Raw genomic sequence first — 16,942 nt, 5'->3', positions numbered from 1 at the left:
GAGTTAGATGTAGTCGATGCTCGGCGGCAGTTCCTGCTTCATCCCTTTGCGCTCGCGGATCTCGCCGATCTTCTCGGTCTGGAGGTTGTCCACCAGCACACGGAAGCCAGCGTTCTCGGTGTTCCACGACGCACGGCCCTCGGTCGCGGATCGAACGTCCGAGGAGAAACCGATCATCTCTTCGACAGGCGCGATGCCTTCGATCACCATGAGGTCGCCCTCCTGGAACATGTCGTCGACAGTGCCACGGCGGCCCTGAATCTCGCCGGAAGCCGAGCCCATGTACTCGGATGGAACGTCGATACGGACGTTCTGGATCGGTTCGAGCAGCCTAATCTCGGCGTCGATCAGCGAGCGGTGGACTGCATCCCGCGTTGCCGGAATGACCTGTGCGGGACCACGGTGGATCGTATCCTCGTGGAGTTTGGCGTCGTGGAGTCGGAACAGGGCACCCTGAACGGGTTCGGCCGCGAGTGGACCGTCTTCGAGGGCATCTTCGAGCCCCTCGATGACCAGTTCCATCGTCTCGTTGAGGTGCTGGATACCCTTTGTCTCGTCGAGCAGGATGTTCGTTTTGAACATGTGTTCGACAAGCTGGGAGTCGTCTTTGTCCATCCCTGCCTCCTGAAGTGCCTCACGGCGTTCCAGTTCGGGCATATCCATCGAGGCCTCGCCGAGCTTGATCGAGTCGACGATGTCTTGGTCAAGGGGTTCGGCGGTGATGTAGAACTTGTTGTGGTTGTTCGGCGAGACACCCTCGACTTCGCGGGATTTCTCCTGAGGCTGCTCGCGGAACACGACAATCGGCTCACCGGTGTGGACCTGAATACCCTGGTTGTCGCGGATACGGTGGGTGATGACTTCGAGGTGGAGTTCACCCTGTCCGCTGATCAGGTGCTCGCCAGTGTCCTCGTTGATCTCGATGCGAATGGTTGGGTCCTCTTTGGCGACCTGCTGGAGCGTCTTGATGAGCTTCGGCAGGTCGTCCATGCTCTTTGCCTCGACGGATTTCGTAATGACCGGCTCGGAGATGTGTTCGATGGACTCGAACGGTGTCATCTCGACGGAGGAGACAGTAGAGCCAGCGATGGCGTCCTTGAGGCCGGTGACCGCGGCGATGTTGCCTGCGGGTACCTTTTCGACTTCCTCGCGTTCGCCACCCATGAAGATCCCGACCGACTGGACACGGTTGGTGCCCGCCGTCCCGGAGACATAGAGATTCTGACCTTTTTCAATCGTTCCGGAGAACAGTCGACCCGTAGCGATTTCGCCAGCGTGTGGGTCCATCGAGATATCGGTCGACATGAAGACGACTTCGCCGTCTTCGTCGACAAATCGCATTGTTTTGGCAATCTCCGAGTCGGCGTCGCCACGCCATACCGTCGGGATACGACGGGGCTGGGCGTCCACAGGGTTCGGGAAGTGCTCGGCGACCATGTCGAGGACGACGTTCGACAATGGAGTTCGTTCCTGCAGCTCATCGCGGCCTTCCTCGCCACTGCGTTCGAGCTCCATGATGTCGCCGAAGTCGATGCCGGTGCGCTGCATCGACGGCATCGAGACACCCCATTTGTAGAGCGCCGAACCGAAGCCGACGGTGCCGCCTTCGACCGAGACGGTCCAGTCGTAATCCTTCTCTTCGGTCATCCCACGGATGAGTTCGTTCACGTCGTGGATAACCGACATCAGTCGTTCCTGCATCTCTTCAGGTCCTTCCTGAAGCTCGTTGATGAGGCGGTCGACCTTGTTGATGAACAGTGCTGGTTTGACACCCTCTCGGAGTGCCTGTCGAAGGACAGTTTCTGTCTGTGGCATTGCGCCTTCGACTGCGTCGACAACCACGAGCGCGCCGTCAACTGCGCGCATGGCTCGGGTTACGTCGCCGCCGAAGTCGACGTGGCCCGGGGTATCGATCAGGTTGATGAGGTGGTTGGTGTCCTCGTACTCGTGGGTCATCGAAACGTTTGCTGCATCGATGGTGATCCCACGTTCCTGTTCGTCCTCTTTGGTATCCATCGCGAGCTGCTGGCCGGCTGTCTCGTTGGAGATCATGCCTGCGCCTGCGAGGAGATTGTCAGAAAGCGTTGTCTTGCCGTGGTCGACGTGAGCGGCAATGGCGATGTTCCGGATGTGCTCCGGGTTGTCCATCAGCCGTTCACATTCTTGAACGATCTTTTTTCGTCGGCCCATTATACAGGGTGCTACCGGTAGGAGGGTGAAAAGCATAGTGTTTCGGCCTGCAGTGATTCGGCCGAGTATGACCGCACAACGGCTGAATACCGACAACTCACTGTGAAACAGTATGACACACTACAGAGTCGTATCGAAAGGGTGTACTGAGCGTCAATATAACGACAGTCGACACCTACTGGATTTCGGGTGGCGTCGGCAGTGCAGTTTCGAGCTCTTTGATTTTGACTGGTTTGGCATGTGGAATGATCATCGTTTCGTAGGATCGGTCGGTGGTTACCGAAGAACCGACAGTGAGTGTGCCGACAATTCGCCCTGCGTTTTCACTACCAACAAATACGATACTTGCATCGTTCTGGCGTGCAAAGCGGCGGATTTTGTTCGCAATCGTCCCAGAGGGAGCATCTCGACCAACAGAGATGTGATCGAATGTTGCCTCAGGAGCGATCTTTGCAACGGACTCTCGAAGCGTTGTGACGACCGCCTCGGTATCGAAACGCTCGTTCGAACCGATCCAGTCACGCTCCCTGGCATATGTTGTATTGTTTCTCGGAACGACACTCACCGCAACAACACGTTGATCGAACACCGTACTGAACTGTGCTGCACGAATAAGTGCTGTCTTGGATAGCTCACTGTTATCGTATGGAACAACTAATGTCATATTTTAATGTCACCATCGAGTAATGTATGTATTTCTATATACTATCAGTCAGTATGACTCTTGTCGGTCTCTGGCTCAGGTTCTTTTCCTTCGTCAAGAAAGCCATGATACGGACAGACATACTCGTCTCGAATGAGCTTTTCGTCGACAATATCCAATCCAAGCGAATCTCAGTACCTCACAAAGCATCCTCGGCTAGCTGTTTCTGCGGCCTGAGTTCTGTGTCGAAGCGGTTGTACTGACGGTCTCGACGAGAGAATTACGGACGGATCGACGGAGAGCTGTCGCTGTCGGCGGCGGTCAGCCGCCGACGCGACAGCGTCGCCACTCACTCCGCTGGCTTGCTCGGTCGGTGGTTAGCGGTGGAATCGGTCGTCAGGTGGCCGATTCGCGGGGACGGCCCGACGCACCGCGAGGGCCGTCCACGCAGCTCGTCGAATCATATTGACGAACTCCTTGTACGGCCACCACCAGAGGCGACGCCCGCCTCGGCGGGGCGTCGCCACATACTCGTAGTGAAGGTACCGCCAGACGTTCTGTAAGAGGAGACTCACCACCACGTACAGCAGCCGTACCGTTGGATCTCGTGTTGTCGTTGTCGCTATCGCTTGCTCAAACAAGCGATAGCTTGACTCGATACCGAAGCGTTTCGAGTAGTGGTATCGAGCGTCCCGTGGTGAGTCGATGAACGGCGCGTCAGCGGCGTAGCCGTGACGCGCCACACCGTTCTCGTCATACTTCCCATTTAGGTACGTACAGTCGATGTAGACGGGAAAATCGACGGTCCAGCTGTGACCGTCGAGTTTCCCCGTCAGATCATGCTGAATGACGCGACTCCATCCTTCCGAGAGCTCTTGCTGAATCGCCTCACCCCACCGGATGATCGGGATCACGTACGCGTAATTGTGCGCCTGAAGCAGCGTGAGACACTTACTGTCGTAGAATCCGCGATCAAGGTAGACGGCCTTGACCCCGGCGTCAAGGCCGTCGAGGACACCGAAGAACTCAGCGAGGACACTACTTGCGGTATCGCCGTCTTTGAGACGGCGTACCGCCAGCGTGTAGCGTTTGTTCTTCACACGCGCGTAGAGTGTGGCATAGGCGTGGAACGCAGTGGTTCCACGCTTCGCTACCGAGTGATAGAGGCCGTCTGTGTCGTCTTCGTCACCGTAGTAGGGCCGCAGGTGGAGGTCTGCGCAGACCTCCACCTGTTCGGGGAGCAATTCATCGAGATCCTTTCGCAGGAGCGTGTTAGCGACTCGTTCGAGCCGTTCCGGCTCGAACTTCGTCCGAAGATGGTAGAGGACCGTGTTCCCAGCGGGTGAGTTCTGGCTCGACGCACAGAGCGTAGAGACAGAGGTCCCGTCGGCGCAAGCGCCGACGAGGACCTCATAGATGTCTTCAGCAGTGATTTCAGCGTTATTGGCTAACGAGAGCGAAACTTCCTCGTCAAGGCGGTTGACGAGAAAGTTAAGAAGCTGGTCCTCGTGGATCTCACCGTCTGCTTGTTTGGTTTTAGACACACCTTCAGCAAGCAGACGTTCTAACTAAGCGGCTTTGTGAAGTACTGAATCTAGATCTTCGGTGATTCGGTTGAGGTCATCGTGATTTTTGCCGATCGCGTTCACATAGACGTTATTCTCGCCGGTCATGATCTCGCGGACAGCAGTGACCCCATGGATCTTTCGAGCCCGATTCGCGAGGCTATCCCGATCTGGGATGGGTGCCGTACAGATAATCTTTGTATAGAGGGGATAGCCCGCTAGATCATAGTCGATATCGAGATGGTATCCGCGAATGATGCCGCTGGACTCCAGTTTGTTGAGCCGTGTCCGAACGGTACTTGCTGAGAGATCGAGTTTCTCTGCAATATCGCTCGAAGAGGTTCCTCTGGCGTCCTGCTGGAGATAGTACAGAATATGCTTATCGATCGCATCCAAAGTGCCGTTTTTCATATTGTATATCTATAGCATCTGGCGGAACTATCAGTCTTCTTCTGTCTGGATTGAGCCAACACCTTGTCGACACCAACCGTCGACAGCGTCATTTCCGTGTTGACTGGATTTGGACACAGAGTTACCGAGAGCTACCGACCACTATTGATGACACTAGGCGATATATATGCGTTATATTTTGACGGATCGTCAATTGAATCAGCTACTTTATATTGTTCCGTCATACAACTTGCTCACGAACGCAGTCTCTGCCAGACCACTCATACAATGAAAGAACTCGAACGAGACCTCGGTCTCCCCTCGGTCCTCGCGATCAGTATCGGTGCAATGATCGGTAGTGGTATTTTCATCCTGCCGGCATTGGCGCTCGAAATCGCCGGGCCAGCTGTCATCGTCGCCTATCTCCTCGCGGGACTCCTCGTGGTTCCAGCAGCGCTCTCGAAATCAGAGATGGCGACCGCGATGCCGGAGGCCGGAGGTACCTACATTTACATCGAACGTGGCATGGGTCCCCTGCTTGGAACTATTGCTGGCGTTGGGACGTGGTTTTCGCTCTCGTTCAAAGGGGCACTCGCACTCGTTGGCGGTGTTCCCTATCTGCTTTTGATTTTTGATCTCCCACTGAAGCCAGTCGCACTGGGCCTTGCAACGGTCCTCATTTTAGTGAACATCTTCGGAGCCAAACAGACCGGTCGACTCCAACTTGTCATCGTCGTCGTCATGCTGGCAGCACTCGGCTGGTTTGCCGCCGGGAGCGCACCCAGTGTCCAGTCGACCAACTACGCGAACTTCTTCGCTGACGGTCTCGGTGGCCTACTGGCTGCAACCGGGCTCGTATTCGTCTCCTATGCTGGCGTGACGAAGGTCGCAAGCGTCGCCGAGGAGATCGAAGATCCGGGCCGAAACATCCCCCTTGGGATCCTGGGCTCGCTGGCATTTACCACTGTCCTGTATGTCGCAATCGTTGCCGTCCTGGTTGGTGTCACGGACCCCGGAAGCGTCGCCGGTTCGCTGACACCGGTTGCAGTCGCTGCCGAAGCAACACTCGGACAGGTTGGTGTTGCTGCGGTTATTATAGCGGCCATTCTCGCACTTATCTCGACGGCGAATGCTGGAATCCTCTCGTCGTCGCGGTATCCGTTTGCGATGAGTCGGGATCAGCTGGCACCGCCATCGTTGTCGACGGTCAGCGAGCGGTTCGGAACCCCTGTCACCTCGATTACGCTCACGGGTGCGGTACTGCTGGTCCTCATCGCGTTCGTCCCGATCTTAGAAATCGCAAAACTGGCGAGTGCGTTCCAGATTATGGTGTTCGGCCTAATCAATATCGCACTCATCGCCTTCCGCGAGGGGAGCATGGAGTACGAACCGGAGTTCACCTCGCCGTTGTATCCCTGGATGCAGATTTTCGGTGCAATCACGGGGGCGCTCCTCCTGACACAGATGGGGGCGGTCGCACTCGTTGGCGCGCTTGTTATCATTCTTGGGAGTATTCTTTGGTACTTCGTCTACGTTCGTGCCCGAGTTAATCGGGACGGTGCCGCAAGCGATGCAATCCGTCGACAGGTCGGTCGAAACGCACTGACGGACGTTGCCGCGGTCACCGAAGACGACACCCAAGAGGTCCTCGTTGCGCTCACGAAGGACGTCGACGAGACACGCGAGCGATCACTGGTCGCGCTGGCCGCAGACATCGTTCGTCCGAACGACGGTCGTGTCGTCGTCGTTCGGTTCGAGGAGATTCCTGACCAGGCACCACTCACGGAAAATGCAACTATTCAGTCGTCATCTGATCGCTCCTTCGAAACACGGATCACCGAGCTCGAAGCCGAGTACGGTGTCGACATCGAGGCCGACGAGATCGTCAGCCACGACACGAAACACGCGATTGTTAACTTCGCCGACCATCGTGGGGTAGACACAATACTAGCCGAACACGAGCCACTTCGGCTTCGGTCGCGGCTGGTCGGCGACCCGATCGATTGGGTTGTTCGGCACGCCCCGTGTGATGTCCTGCTCATAGATAACCTCGGCTACGGCCGTCCAAAGCGCGTTATTCTTTCGGGCGATGGTGGCCCATACGCTCCACTCGCAGTGACAGTTGGTGAGGCTGTCGCGGCTGCAAACGACGGCGCGATTTCGCTGTGGTATCCGGCTGGCAACGCAAATACTGACCAGTACACACAAACCATCGATGACTACCAGTCGGAGCTCTCGGAGCTACTGTCGGTCCCAGTCACCGCAGAGCCGATCCGAACCGATGGTGGACAGACACAGCGTCCCGATCTCCTTGTTCGTCGCGGCAGCGACCACAGACTTCGAGACGCCCTGTTCGATGACCGACCGACGGTCCCGAGTCCAGGCTGTACGGCTGTTACTGTCTATCCTCATGAGTCTCAGCGTCCACCACTCGTGCGCCGACTCCTCGAACGAGTGCTGTTCTGAGCGACTCGTCGACAGTTCGAGACGAAGACCCCTTTGCGCGAAAAAGCCATATGCCTCGCTCCCGTGGTAGTAATACACATGGATGTTCGCGTGCAGGGTGCTGTCGCCCCCGATCCGTTTTTGAGTGCGGCCGAACTCCTCGAAACCGAATACGATCTCTCTCGGCCGGTCGACGTCGATATCCGCGAGGACCCCGACCAGCGTACCTGGGCGGCCCACTATCCCGACCGACACGTCCTCAACATTTCTCGGCAGGCCGCAACCAGCGTGATGGCCCGAGAACTGGCCTTACACGAGTACGCCCATATGGCCCGGTACGAACAGCAGCATGCCTCGCATATGCAGTCGACCGAGGAGGCGCTGTTTCTCGCATTGGCTGGCAAGTCGGTCGAACGCCGCAAACTCAGCCACTGCTATCAGATCGCCAACCACATGAAAGACATCTACGCCGACGATATCACGTTGGATATCGCTCCGGCAACGAAACTCATCGATTTCTTTGCGGCCCAACTCGCCTCGGCACTCGCCGACCGACCAATCGAAGATAGTCGCCCCGGATCCCAGCTTGAAACGGCGGGTTCAGATCCCGAGATCACCGCGGTCAACGCAGCCTTTGCGCTGGCACTCGTCGAACGCCACAGTCTCATCGACAAGAGCCACCGGCTCTACGATTTGGCCCACGCTGCAGGCGACGACGCCCCGGCAGTCGACCTGGCGGCGTTCAAAACCCGATTCAAATCGCTCGGCGAAGATCCCTCCGAAAGCGAGTACCGGAAAACATTGGTCGACGTCACGCGGGCGTATGCGACCGCGGAGTAGTATCTGTATGTCGAAAATCTGTATGTCGAAAAGCAGCCGAAACAGACTGCTTAACTCATAAAGAGTCGACGGTCTGCCCGCTCGTGGGTCATTCCCATCACGTCAGCCAGTGGAGCGAACGAATACATCGCCCCAAGGTCGGCATTGTGATACTGCTCGCAGATCTCCTCGATTACCGGAAACAGCGATGCGAGTTCCGACTGGATGTCTGTATGGCCAAACCGACCGAGTCGCTGGGCGGCCCCAAGCAGCCCAGTCACCGTCGAGTAGGCGCTGACCAACGCCGCCTCCGTACAGCTGATTCCGGCACGCTGACAAACCATCCCGAGGATGACCGGGTAGTGGCCAGCCGTTCGATTGTTGTCGAGTGCCGTGTTGTACTCTTCGACGATGCCATCTAGACTAGCCTCGGAAAACGGCCCATCGTCGGTGTGGGCCAACAGATCGAGTAGTTTCGCCCCAGCCTTCTCCGAGCTCTCTCGAAACTCGGCAGGGAGAGTCGCGGCCCCGAGTCGTTCGTCAGCCGCGAGAATCCCATCGAGATCTCCGGCTGCCGCAGAACGGTGGGCGTGGCCAAGTGCAACGATCTCAGCTGGGCCGATGACGCCTCGAAGATAGCCTTCGATAAGCTCGCCGAGCTCGTCGGCCGTGTCGACATACCCCTCGTTGATGTACTGCTCGACACCGTAGGAGGCGGTATAGGTTCCGACAGGAAGCATCGAATCTGAGAGCCGCAGGGCAGTGAGAAAGGCCCCAGGCTCAGTCATGCTGGTGGCCTCCCTCGTGAGAGTGGTTGTGCTCGTGACTATGCCCAGACTCCGATTCGTGGTCACGGCTGTGGTCCGAGTCATGATCGTGCTCGTGGCCGTGATCTGAATCGTGGCTGTGGTTGTGATCGTGGTCTGCCCCATGGCCGTGGTCGACCGTCTGGTCGCCGTCGACAAACCGGTCGGCATCGACAATTTCGTAGCGCGTCTCGGCGTCTGCTGGGAGATATGGTCCGAGAACGTCCTCGATGATCGCCTTGTCGGCTTCGACTGGAATATAAATCGTCCTGCCGTCGACCGCAATATCCCAGTGTTGGTTGCCAACTCTATGGCCGAGTTCGACCGTCGTCATCAGTGTCGCGGCCGTCGGCTCCGGGAGTTCGATTACGAACGCTTCGCGGGCTTCGAACTCGACGATTACTGCGAAGTCGTCCTCAACGAGAAGCACGTCACCAGCCGACAGTTCCGGCTGGTCGACGAGGATTCCGAGATCCGTCCCGACGTCGGTCTCGACGCGAAGCCGCGATTTCCGGCGTTCGGTGTTATCGAGGATGACCCGTTCGAGGGTGCCTTTGGCCTCGTGGGCGTCGACTGTCTCGGCGAGTTCTGGATCCTCGTTTTGGTTGCCAATGATTCCGTCGACACGTTTCATCGCTTGTCGCCTCCAATCGGTGCGCCGACACCGAGCAGGCTCCGTCGACTCTCGTCCCACGCCGACTCGACTGCTGTCGTCACGTCGGCGCTCCGGTCGCCGAGCACGCGAACCGTCAGGCCGGCGCCGTCTTTTAAAAGCGATGTTCCGCCGTGAACGTCCGGAATCTCGGCAAGCCGGTCGTGAATCGCGTCTGCAAGGTCGTCGATCTCCTCGCAGCTGGGTGCGAAAACGTAGAGCGTCCCAATGACACCAAAGTCGCCGACAGTTGCCGGATCGCGTGGGTCACGCTTGCCGGGCCGGAGGTCGACCGCGTCTGCACAGACTAACGAATCATCGACCGAGGCCTCCAGTCGACTGTGATGGTGATCGAAACTAAACGGCTCGTGGTCAGTGAGGCCGTTCGGCACGAACACGTCGCCGACGATGACGGTCGCGTCGTCGGCCATCTCGACCGACGTGGTCTGGAGACACCGGGCGTTCTCGTTGAGGATCGTCGGTCCCGGCAGATATTCGAGATACGCCCCCGAGTTGGCGACGAGTGTGACATCCAGATGCGCGTAGCTGGCCTTCATACTTTGGACCTTTGTCGCGCTTTGATTCGTTACGTGTGCGCGTGCATCGGATCTCGCCTCGACCGAGAGCGTGTGACGATCGCCTTGGGTAACCGCCCCGGTCGGGTCCTGCAAGCAGATCGTCGTCAGTCCCGGTGCCGGATCGCTATCTAAGGTTCCGGTCAGATGGTACGGAACCTTCACGTAATCCGACAGCAACCGGGTCGGGTTGTCGCCCTCACGGGCAACCACTAGTTCAGCGATCCCGTTTTTGCCGTGACCGAACGCCGGAGATTGGGGGAGATGTTGCTCGCCGTACTCCCGGAAGGCTGGCGGAACCGCGACGGAATCGGTGTTCGTGCTCACGCGAACAGAACGCTCCGTTCGATCAGGTCGACCACCTCGTCGATTCCCTCTTCGGTCTTGCAGTTCGTGAAGATGGTCGGCTCCTCGCCGCGGACCCTGTCGGAATCGCGTTCCATCAGATCGAGATCGGCGTCGACGTAGGGTGCGAGATCCTTTTTGTTGATCACGAGCAGATCCGCCTGGGTGACGCCTGGCCCGCGCTTGGCTGGGATGTCATCACCCTCGGCCACCGAGATGACGAACACGAAGTAGTCGGCGAGTTCGGGATTGAACGTCGCCGCGAGGTTGTCACCGCCGGATTCGATGAGGACAACATCCAACTCGGGATGGGCCTCGGTGAACTCGTCAATTTTCGCGAGGTTCATCGAGGGGTCCTCACGGATGCCCGTGTGTGGACAGGCTCCTGTTTCGACACCTGCGATGAGGTCTTCGTCGAGTCGACCCGCGAACGATGCTTGGAGCTGCTCGGCGTCGGCCTGGGTCATGATATCGTTGGCTATCACGCCGACGTTGTAGCCGGCGTCGTCGAGCCGTGGCACTAGCTGTTTGACCATTGCCGTTTTGCCCGAGCCGACCGGCCCACCGAGGCCGACTTTGGCGACGTCTCTGTATCCCATCAGTTGAGTTGCTCCTCACTGTCGGCCCGAATCGGATCGTGAACAGTCACGAGTTTGGTGCCATCAGGGAACGTCGGTTCAACCTGAATCATCCCAACCATCTCGGGGACGCCCTCCATGACGTCCTCTCGGCTCAGTAGGCCCGTCGCCTCCTTGCGGATCTCGGCGACACTCATCCCTTCGCGGGCGCGTTCGCAGACCCAATCGGAGATGTAGGCGACCGTCTCGGGGTGGTTGAGTTCGATGCCGCGGTCTTTCCGTCGTCTGGCCAGCTCTGCGGCCATAAAGATGGTGAGTCGTTCGTTGTCCTTGGGTGAAAGTTTCATAGTGTATACCTCTGTGCGAGTGGGAGTTCCTCGGCCGGTTCACAGGTGACGTGTTCGCCGTCGACCTCGACCTCGAACGTCTGGGCGTCGATCTCGATATCGTCGGGACAGTAGTCGTTGTGGAGCATATCTGATTTGCCCACGTCGCGGGTCCCCTCGACGGGTCGGACGGTTGAATCGAGATCCAGCTCCTCGCCGATACCATTCTCGTAGGCGGCCTGGCTGACGAACGTCGTGCTCAGGGCGTTTTTCGCCTTGCCGACCGCGCCTTCGCGCGAGCGCTGCATCACGGGCTCGCAGGTCATCAGCGAGCCGTTGGCCTCGCCCATCTCGGAGTGAACCGGGAACCCGTTTTTGATGACGTACTTGGGTTTGATGCCGAAGAACGCCGGCTCCCAGAGTGCGATGTCCGCCATCTTGCCCGTTTCGAGCGAGCCGATATACTGGTCGATTCCGGCGACCTTCGCGGGGTTGAGCGTGTATTTTGCGATGTATCGCTGGATCCGGCTGTTGTCCGCACCCATCCCTTCGTCGCCCGGCAGCGGGCCGCGCTGGGCTTTCATTTTGTGGGCGGTCTGCCACGTCCGACAGATGACTTCCGCCATCCGTCCCATTGCCTGCGAATCGGAGGTCATCATACTGATTGCGCCCATGTCGTGGAGCACGTCTTCGGCGGCGATTGTTTCCGAGCGGATCCGTGACTCGGCGAACGCAACGTCCTCCGGCACGTCGGGGTTCAGGTGGTGACACACCATCACCATATCGAGGTGTTCGTCGAACGTGTTCGTGGTGTACGGCATCGAGGGATTCGTAGACGACGGCAGCATATGCTCGTGGCCGATCAGTTCGAGCACGTCGGGCGCGTGGCCCCCGCCAGCTCCCTCAATGTGGAAAGTGTGGATCGTTCGGCCGTCAATAGCGTCGAAGGTGTCCTCGACGAAGCCCGACTCGTTGAGCGTGTCGGTGTGGATACAGACCTGCACGTCTTCCTCATCGGCAACAGTGAGTGCGGTGTCGATCACTGCAGGCGTCGACCCCCAGTCCTCGTGGAGTTTGAGCCCGCAGGCTCCGGCCTCGATCTGTTCGATGATCGGCTCGGGCTGGCTGCTGTTGCCCTTGGCGTAGAAGCCGACGTTCATCGGGTACTCCTCTGCGGCCTGGAGGAACCGTTTGATGTTCTCGGGGCCGGGTGTACAGGTGGTTGCTCCGCCACCGAAGCCGCCGCCCATCATTGTCGTGACACCGCTTGCCAGCGCGTGTTCGAACAGTTCCTTGCTGTTGAAGTGAACGTGAATGTCGAGCGCACCGGGCGTCGCAATGAGGCCATCAGCCGGGACGGTGTCGGTGCTCACACCGATGACGAGATTCTCGTCGACGCCGTCCATCGTATCGGGATTCCCAGCCTTGCCGAAGCCAGCGACTTCACCGTTCCGAACACCGAGGTCGCCCTTCTGAACGCCGAGGACCGGATCAATGAGGACGACGTTCGTGTAGACGTAGTCGAGAGCACCTTCTGCCTGGGTGGTTCCCGGCTGCATCCCCATCCCATCGCGCATCGTCTTGCCACCACCGAAGACCGCCTCGTCGCCGTAGGTGGTATGATCGTGTTCTATCTCGGCCAACAGGTTCGTATCACCGAGTCGAACCCGGTCGCCCTTGGTCGCCCCAAAGAGGCTCGTGTAGGCCTCTCGGGAGAGTTCGCGGCTCATTCGTCGACCTCCATATAGCCCGCCTCGCGGGCCCGTTCGAAGGCCGCCTCTCGAACCTTCTCGTCGTCGAGGTCGCCTTCGACCAAGCCACCCATCCCCTTCATGATTCGGTTCCCGCCATAAGCGACGAGGTCGACGTCCTCCTCACAGCCCGGTTCGAACCGGATCGCGGTCCCTGCGGGGATATCGAGCCGCATCCCGAAAGCCGTCTCGCGGTCGAAATCGAGCGCTGGATTGCACTCGAAAAAGTGGAAATGTGACCCAACCTGCGAAGGTCGGTCGCCCGTGTTCTCGACGGTGACGCTTGCGGTCTCCCGGTCAGCGTTGATTTCGACCGGCTCGTCTGCAGTTAGAAGTTCACCTGGAACGAGCCCACTCATTGGCTCAACACCTCAAAAAAGGTATCGTGTATTCGTTTGGAATAAACAACCATAACAGTACGTTGTTGAACCAAACATGATAAAAACCTTTCTTCTACTGCAATAGTACTCCAAAAAGAGATAAACAATGCAAAAAATCCAGGTAATAAAATAAAAAATAGGATTCCATGGATATCCTGTTGTTATTTTTGACAATCATAACTTCCGACCCAACAAATAATGAAAACAGGTTCGTTATAATGACTACTGCCAGCAGAGAAAATAGCTGTTTGAGCAGAGAGTTCTATTTTTCAGTTAGATACTGGCGAGCTTCTGAGACAGTCAGTGGGAGCTGTTCGCGGTCGACGATTCCGTCGAACAGCTGGACGGTCGGTGGTGGTCGCAAGCCGTGGCGTTCCAACAATGACTGGTCAGTGAGGACGTCCCGAACGTCCCCATCGGCGACGATTGTTCCCTCTCGACTAATACAGATGACTCGGTTGGCGATCTCGGGAACGTACTCCAGTGTCGGTGTAAACACAAGTGTCGTCCCGGCATGGTTCGCCAACAGGTCGAGGATTTTCACCCGATAGTGGGCATCCACTGCACCCAGTGGCTCGTCGACCAACAGCACCTCCGGTGCAAACGAAAGGACGCTCGCTACCGCAGCTCGCTGTTTTTCCCCGCCCGAAAGCCGGAACGGCGGCCGATCCAGTAGTTCAGCGAGGCCAAGGGTTGAGGCAAGCTCCTCGGTACGGCGCTCGGCGACCGCCTGGGAAAGACCCAGCTGTGCGGGACCGTACTGGATATCCTCGCGAACGGTCGTATTAAACAGGTAATCGTCGGGATCTTGTAGGAGCACACCCAGGCGCTCACGGACGGCTTCGGCGTCGCTCGTCTCACCGAAGTACTCGACCGAGCCCGCGGTCGGTTCGATCAACCCGCCGAGAACGAGTTGGAGTGTACTCTTGCCAGAACCGTTGGCTCCAATTACCGCGATCTGTTCGCCAGTCTCAACAGTCAGATCCAGATCTGAGAGTGCTCGTGTTCCGTCAGGATACTCGTGTGTCAGTCCACGGGCCTCAATTACAGGCCCCATCGAACAACCCCCGAGCCGACAATCGCGAGGCAGGCTCCCGAGAGGAGGGCATAATCCGAGATGTCGAGAGCTGTCGACTGGCTGTAGGGCGACGGTGGTCGAGCCCCGCCACGAGCTCGCATCCCTCTACCAACACGCTCTCCACGATCGAGCGTCCGGAGCAGGAACGTCCCGGCGATTCGCCGGAGATCATCCCATCCTGCACGGTAACTCTTCGAGCCAGTCGACCGGCTGTTTCGAGCCAACACCAGCCGTTGGAGTTCGTCGAAAAACAAAAACAGATATCGATAGGTAATGGCGATCACCCAGACGAGGGCAACTGGAATTCGAAGCGAACTCATTGCAGCGACAATCGCTGAAAACGGTGTTGTCAACACGAGCAACGACAGCAGTGCGACACCGACACCGACGCGCAAGGTGAAAAACAGGAGATAGCCGAGACCGGCATCAGTAATCGTGAAACCATATGCCCCGACGAGCGCTTCGCCAGGGAGTAACACGATCTGTGGAAGGACAATCAACCCCGAAAAAAGTGGGACGACTGCCGACCGCCCGAGCAGTCGACGGAGTGGAACTTTCGAGAGCCGTGCTAACAGCAGCGTCACGCCAGCAAACAGACAGACAACCGCGAGCCTTCGAGAGAGCATGACCGCCAGTGCGAGTCCGGCGATAGACAAAAGCGAGACACGCGGATCGCGCTGCTGAAGCAGGCCATTTTCGGCGGCAATCTGCTCGGCTGTGAAAAATCGCCGGAGGTGCCCCGAGATAGTTTCGGCCGAATCAGCAACAGTTCCGGTCACGGTTCGAGCAGTCGACCAGTCCCAACCGCAATCAGCAGTGTGAGACCAGTTCCGACAATTGCAGAAACGAGTGTGCCAACTGACGTGCTGAGTCCCGGTACGGAGTAGTCAGGAAACAGTCCGGGGAGGGTGGTGGTGGCAGCCTCAGCCCCACCGGTTGCTTCGGCCGCGTTTTCGAGCGGTTCGGCGTAACCGACTGCACCTGAGGCCCACCCGAAGAGGGGAGCCAAGACGACGAGCACGAGAATACCCAGCAACGCCCCTTTGATCCATGGCTCGGTCGACTGGACACTCATGCGCTAACCTCTGGGACGACTGTCTCACCTGTGAAGCGGCCACAGATCAGATCAGGACGGGTCGACACCACATAGCCGTAGACGACCGCCGTGATCGCACCTTCGATCAGCCCTAAGACGGCGTGTCCGACGACCATGATCGGGATCGTCGTGCCCAACTCGTAGGCAAACGCCGACGAGACGCCGACACCAGCACCGACCACGAGCGCCGAGACCGTGATCGCCGCCCAGCCGCCGAGAAACGCCGCGCCGGTTTCGTGGACGCGTCTGAACGCACTGAACAGGACGTAGCCCACGAGCACGTCGACGACCGCCATCGCAAACAGATTGCCACCGAGGGCGATGATCCCACCGTCGCCGAAGACAAGTGCCTGAATCGTGACGACTGCTGTCATCGCGAGGATTCCCAGCGAGGGCCCGAGGAGGATTCCGGCGAACGCGCCGCCGACGAAATGAGCACTTGTACCGCCGGGAATCGGCCAGTTGAGCATTTGGGCGGCGAAGACACCGGCTGCAACGACACCCAGTAGTGGGGTTCGTTTGTCACCGAGTTTGGTGCGGGCACGGCGAACAGCCACACCGATCGCCACACCGGAGCCGAGCCAAAACAGCCCGGCAACCCACGGGTCGAGGAATCCATCGGGAATATGCATTGATACGAAATCTGTTATTCAGGCACATGATAATACTTTTGGTCTAAATCGTAATACTATCTGGAGAGATACTGCGCATCCATCGCTCCTACAAACGATTAAATGGGCAGATGAAAACACGATCCTATGGCCAACGATGTCGACCGGATGAGCGTCACACTACCGCCTGATCTCCTCGCCGAACTGGATACCGTAGTCGAGACTGGCGATTACGATAGTCGGTCGGAGGCAACCCGAGACGCCCTTCGGGCGTTTGTCACCGAGTTCAATCAGCAGACCGGGCTTTCGGGGACGCTTAGTGGAACCGTCGTGGTGCTCTACGACCACGACCAGCACGGCGTGACCGACGAAATGTCGGCCCTCCAGCACGATTTCGTCGACACGATCATCGCGGTCCACCACGTCCACCTGAGCGCCCACTTCTGTCTCGAATCGATCGCTGTCGACGGTACGGGGAGCCGGATCGAACAGCTCGTCGCGCGGCTCCAGCCTTTAAAAGGAGTTCATGCCGTCAAACTCACTGTCGTCGAGGCAGACCGGTAGACGGATCAAAACTAGCTTGACTGGTAATACTACATCACCTCTCTACGAACACAGAATAATTGTAGAAGCTAACAAAGAAAGGTCGGTTAGTAACCACCTTTATATTTCTCACACACCTCTGCCAGATA

The 16,942-nt window shown here is 58.1% G+C and carries 18 protein-coding genes and 1 pseudogene; 3 read left to right on the top strand and 16 right to left on the bottom strand.

Features of this window, described 5'->3' with window-relative positions:
• Window positions 1-3: 3 nt before the first annotated feature.
• The 5 genes and pseudogenes from HALTADL_RS03170 to HALTADL_RS03150 form a co-directional block, all read right to left on the bottom strand.
• Entirely contained in the window at window positions 4-2,190 is a 2,187-nt protein-coding gene (locus HALTADL_RS03170; protein WP_089673660.1) for an elongation factor EF-2, read from the bottom strand.
• Window positions 2,191-2,365: 175 nt separating this feature from the next.
• Complete coding sequence (locus HALTADL_RS03165; protein ID WP_089673661.1) at window positions 2,366-2,854, bottom strand: universal stress protein; 489 nt, start codon at window positions 2,852-2,854, stop codon at window positions 2,366-2,368.
• A 44-nt stretch (window positions 2,855-2,898) separates the two neighbouring features.
• Window positions 2,899-3,024 (bottom strand): annotated as a pseudogene (locus tag HALTADL_RS17990) (ArsR family transcriptional regulator); the annotation flags it as partial.
• 186 nt (window positions 3,025-3,210) lie between these two features.
• Entirely contained in the window at window positions 3,211-4,377 is a 1,167-nt protein-coding gene (locus tag HALTADL_RS03155; RefSeq protein WP_009486633.1) for an ISH3-like element ISHla1 family transposase, read from the bottom strand.
• Window positions 4,378-4,401: 24 nt separating this feature from the next.
• Entirely contained in the window at window positions 4,402-4,809 is a 408-nt protein-coding gene (locus HALTADL_RS03150) for an Lrp/AsnC family transcriptional regulator (RefSeq protein ID WP_089672497.1), read from the bottom strand.
• Between the two features lie 267 nt (window positions 4,810-5,076).
• Between HALTADL_RS03150 and HALTADL_RS03145 the strand changes: the two genes are divergently transcribed.
• Both HALTADL_RS03145 and HALTADL_RS03140 read left to right on the top strand, forming a co-directional pair.
• Window positions 5,077-7,254, top strand: a complete 2,178-nt coding sequence (locus HALTADL_RS03145) for a universal stress protein (protein ID WP_089672499.1) — start codon at window positions 5,077-5,079, stop codon at window positions 7,252-7,254.
• Window positions 7,255-7,332: 78 nt separating this feature from the next.
• Window positions 7,333-8,073: a DUF5781 family protein gene (locus HALTADL_RS03140; RefSeq protein ID WP_089672502.1), complete on the top strand. Its 741-nt coding sequence runs from the start codon at window positions 7,333-7,335 to the stop codon at window positions 8,071-8,073.
• A gap of 50 nt (window positions 8,074-8,123) precedes the next feature.
• On the opposite strand, the gene HALTADL_RS03135 is transcribed toward HALTADL_RS03140, so the two are convergent.
• The 11 genes from HALTADL_RS03135 to HALTADL_RS03085 form a co-directional block, all read right to left on the bottom strand.
• Window positions 8,124-8,840, bottom strand: a complete 717-nt coding sequence (locus HALTADL_RS03135) for an urease accessory protein UreF (RefSeq protein ID WP_089672504.1) — start codon at window positions 8,838-8,840, stop codon at window positions 8,124-8,126.
• A complete protein-coding gene (gene ureE / locus HALTADL_RS03130; RefSeq protein ID WP_089672505.1) occupies window positions 8,833-9,492 on the bottom strand; it encodes an urease accessory protein UreE in 660 nt (219 codons plus the stop codon). The genes HALTADL_RS03135 and ureE overlap by 8 nt, the downstream gene beginning before the upstream one ends.
• A complete protein-coding gene (locus tag HALTADL_RS03125; protein ID WP_089672508.1) occupies window positions 9,489-10,412 on the bottom strand; it encodes an urease accessory protein UreD in 924 nt (307 codons plus the stop codon). The genes ureE and HALTADL_RS03125 overlap by 4 nt, the downstream gene beginning before the upstream one ends.
• Window positions 10,409-11,029: an urease accessory protein UreG gene (ureG, locus tag HALTADL_RS03120; RefSeq protein ID WP_089672510.1), complete on the bottom strand. Its 621-nt coding sequence runs from the start codon at window positions 11,027-11,029 to the stop codon at window positions 10,409-10,411. Before ureG ends, HALTADL_RS03125 begins: the two co-directional genes overlap by 4 nt.
• Complete coding sequence (locus HALTADL_RS03115; protein WP_089672513.1) at window positions 11,029-11,355, bottom strand: urease subunit gamma; 327 nt, start codon at window positions 11,353-11,355, stop codon at window positions 11,029-11,031. Before HALTADL_RS03115 ends, ureG begins: the two co-directional genes overlap by 1 nt.
• Entirely contained in the window at window positions 11,352-13,064 is a 1,713-nt protein-coding gene (ureC, locus tag HALTADL_RS03110) for an urease subunit alpha (RefSeq protein ID WP_089672515.1), read from the bottom strand. The genes HALTADL_RS03115 and ureC overlap by 4 nt, the downstream gene beginning before the upstream one ends.
• Complete coding sequence (locus tag HALTADL_RS03105) at window positions 13,061-13,444, bottom strand: urease subunit beta (protein WP_089672517.1); 384 nt, start codon at window positions 13,442-13,444, stop codon at window positions 13,061-13,063. The genes ureC and HALTADL_RS03105 overlap by 4 nt, the downstream gene beginning before the upstream one ends.
• A gap of 283 nt (window positions 13,445-13,727) precedes the next feature.
• Complete coding sequence (locus HALTADL_RS03100) at window positions 13,728-14,522, bottom strand: energy-coupling factor ABC transporter ATP-binding protein (RefSeq protein WP_089672519.1); 795 nt, start codon at window positions 14,520-14,522, stop codon at window positions 13,728-13,730.
• A complete protein-coding gene (cbiQ, locus tag HALTADL_RS03095; RefSeq protein WP_089672520.1) occupies window positions 14,510-15,322 on the bottom strand; it encodes a cobalt ECF transporter T component CbiQ in 813 nt (270 codons plus the stop codon). The genes HALTADL_RS03100 and cbiQ overlap by 13 nt, the downstream gene beginning before the upstream one ends.
• Window positions 15,319-15,618: a PDGLE domain-containing protein gene (locus HALTADL_RS03090; RefSeq protein ID WP_089672521.1), complete on the bottom strand. Its 300-nt coding sequence runs from the start codon at window positions 15,616-15,618 to the stop codon at window positions 15,319-15,321. Before HALTADL_RS03090 ends, cbiQ begins: the two co-directional genes overlap by 4 nt.
• Entirely contained in the window at window positions 15,615-16,271 is a 657-nt protein-coding gene (locus HALTADL_RS03085; RefSeq protein ID WP_089672522.1) for an energy-coupling factor ABC transporter permease, read from the bottom strand. Before HALTADL_RS03085 ends, HALTADL_RS03090 begins: the two co-directional genes overlap by 4 nt.
• 126 nt (window positions 16,272-16,397) lie before the next feature.
• Here HALTADL_RS03085 and HALTADL_RS03080 point away from each other — a divergent pair, with 126 nt between their 5' ends.
• Window positions 16,398-16,814, top strand: coding sequence for a CopG family ribbon-helix-helix protein (locus HALTADL_RS03080; protein ID WP_089672523.1), 417 nt, complete (start codon window positions 16,398-16,400; stop codon window positions 16,812-16,814).
• Window positions 16,815-16,942 lie beyond the last annotated feature (128 nt).

Origin of the sequence: Halohasta litchfieldiae, assembly GCF_002788215.1 — an archaeon.
GTDB lineage: Archaea > Halobacteriota > Halobacteria > Halobacteriales > Haloferacaceae > Halohasta > Halohasta litchfieldiae.
This window is presented reverse-complemented; position numbering and strand designations above follow the sequence as displayed.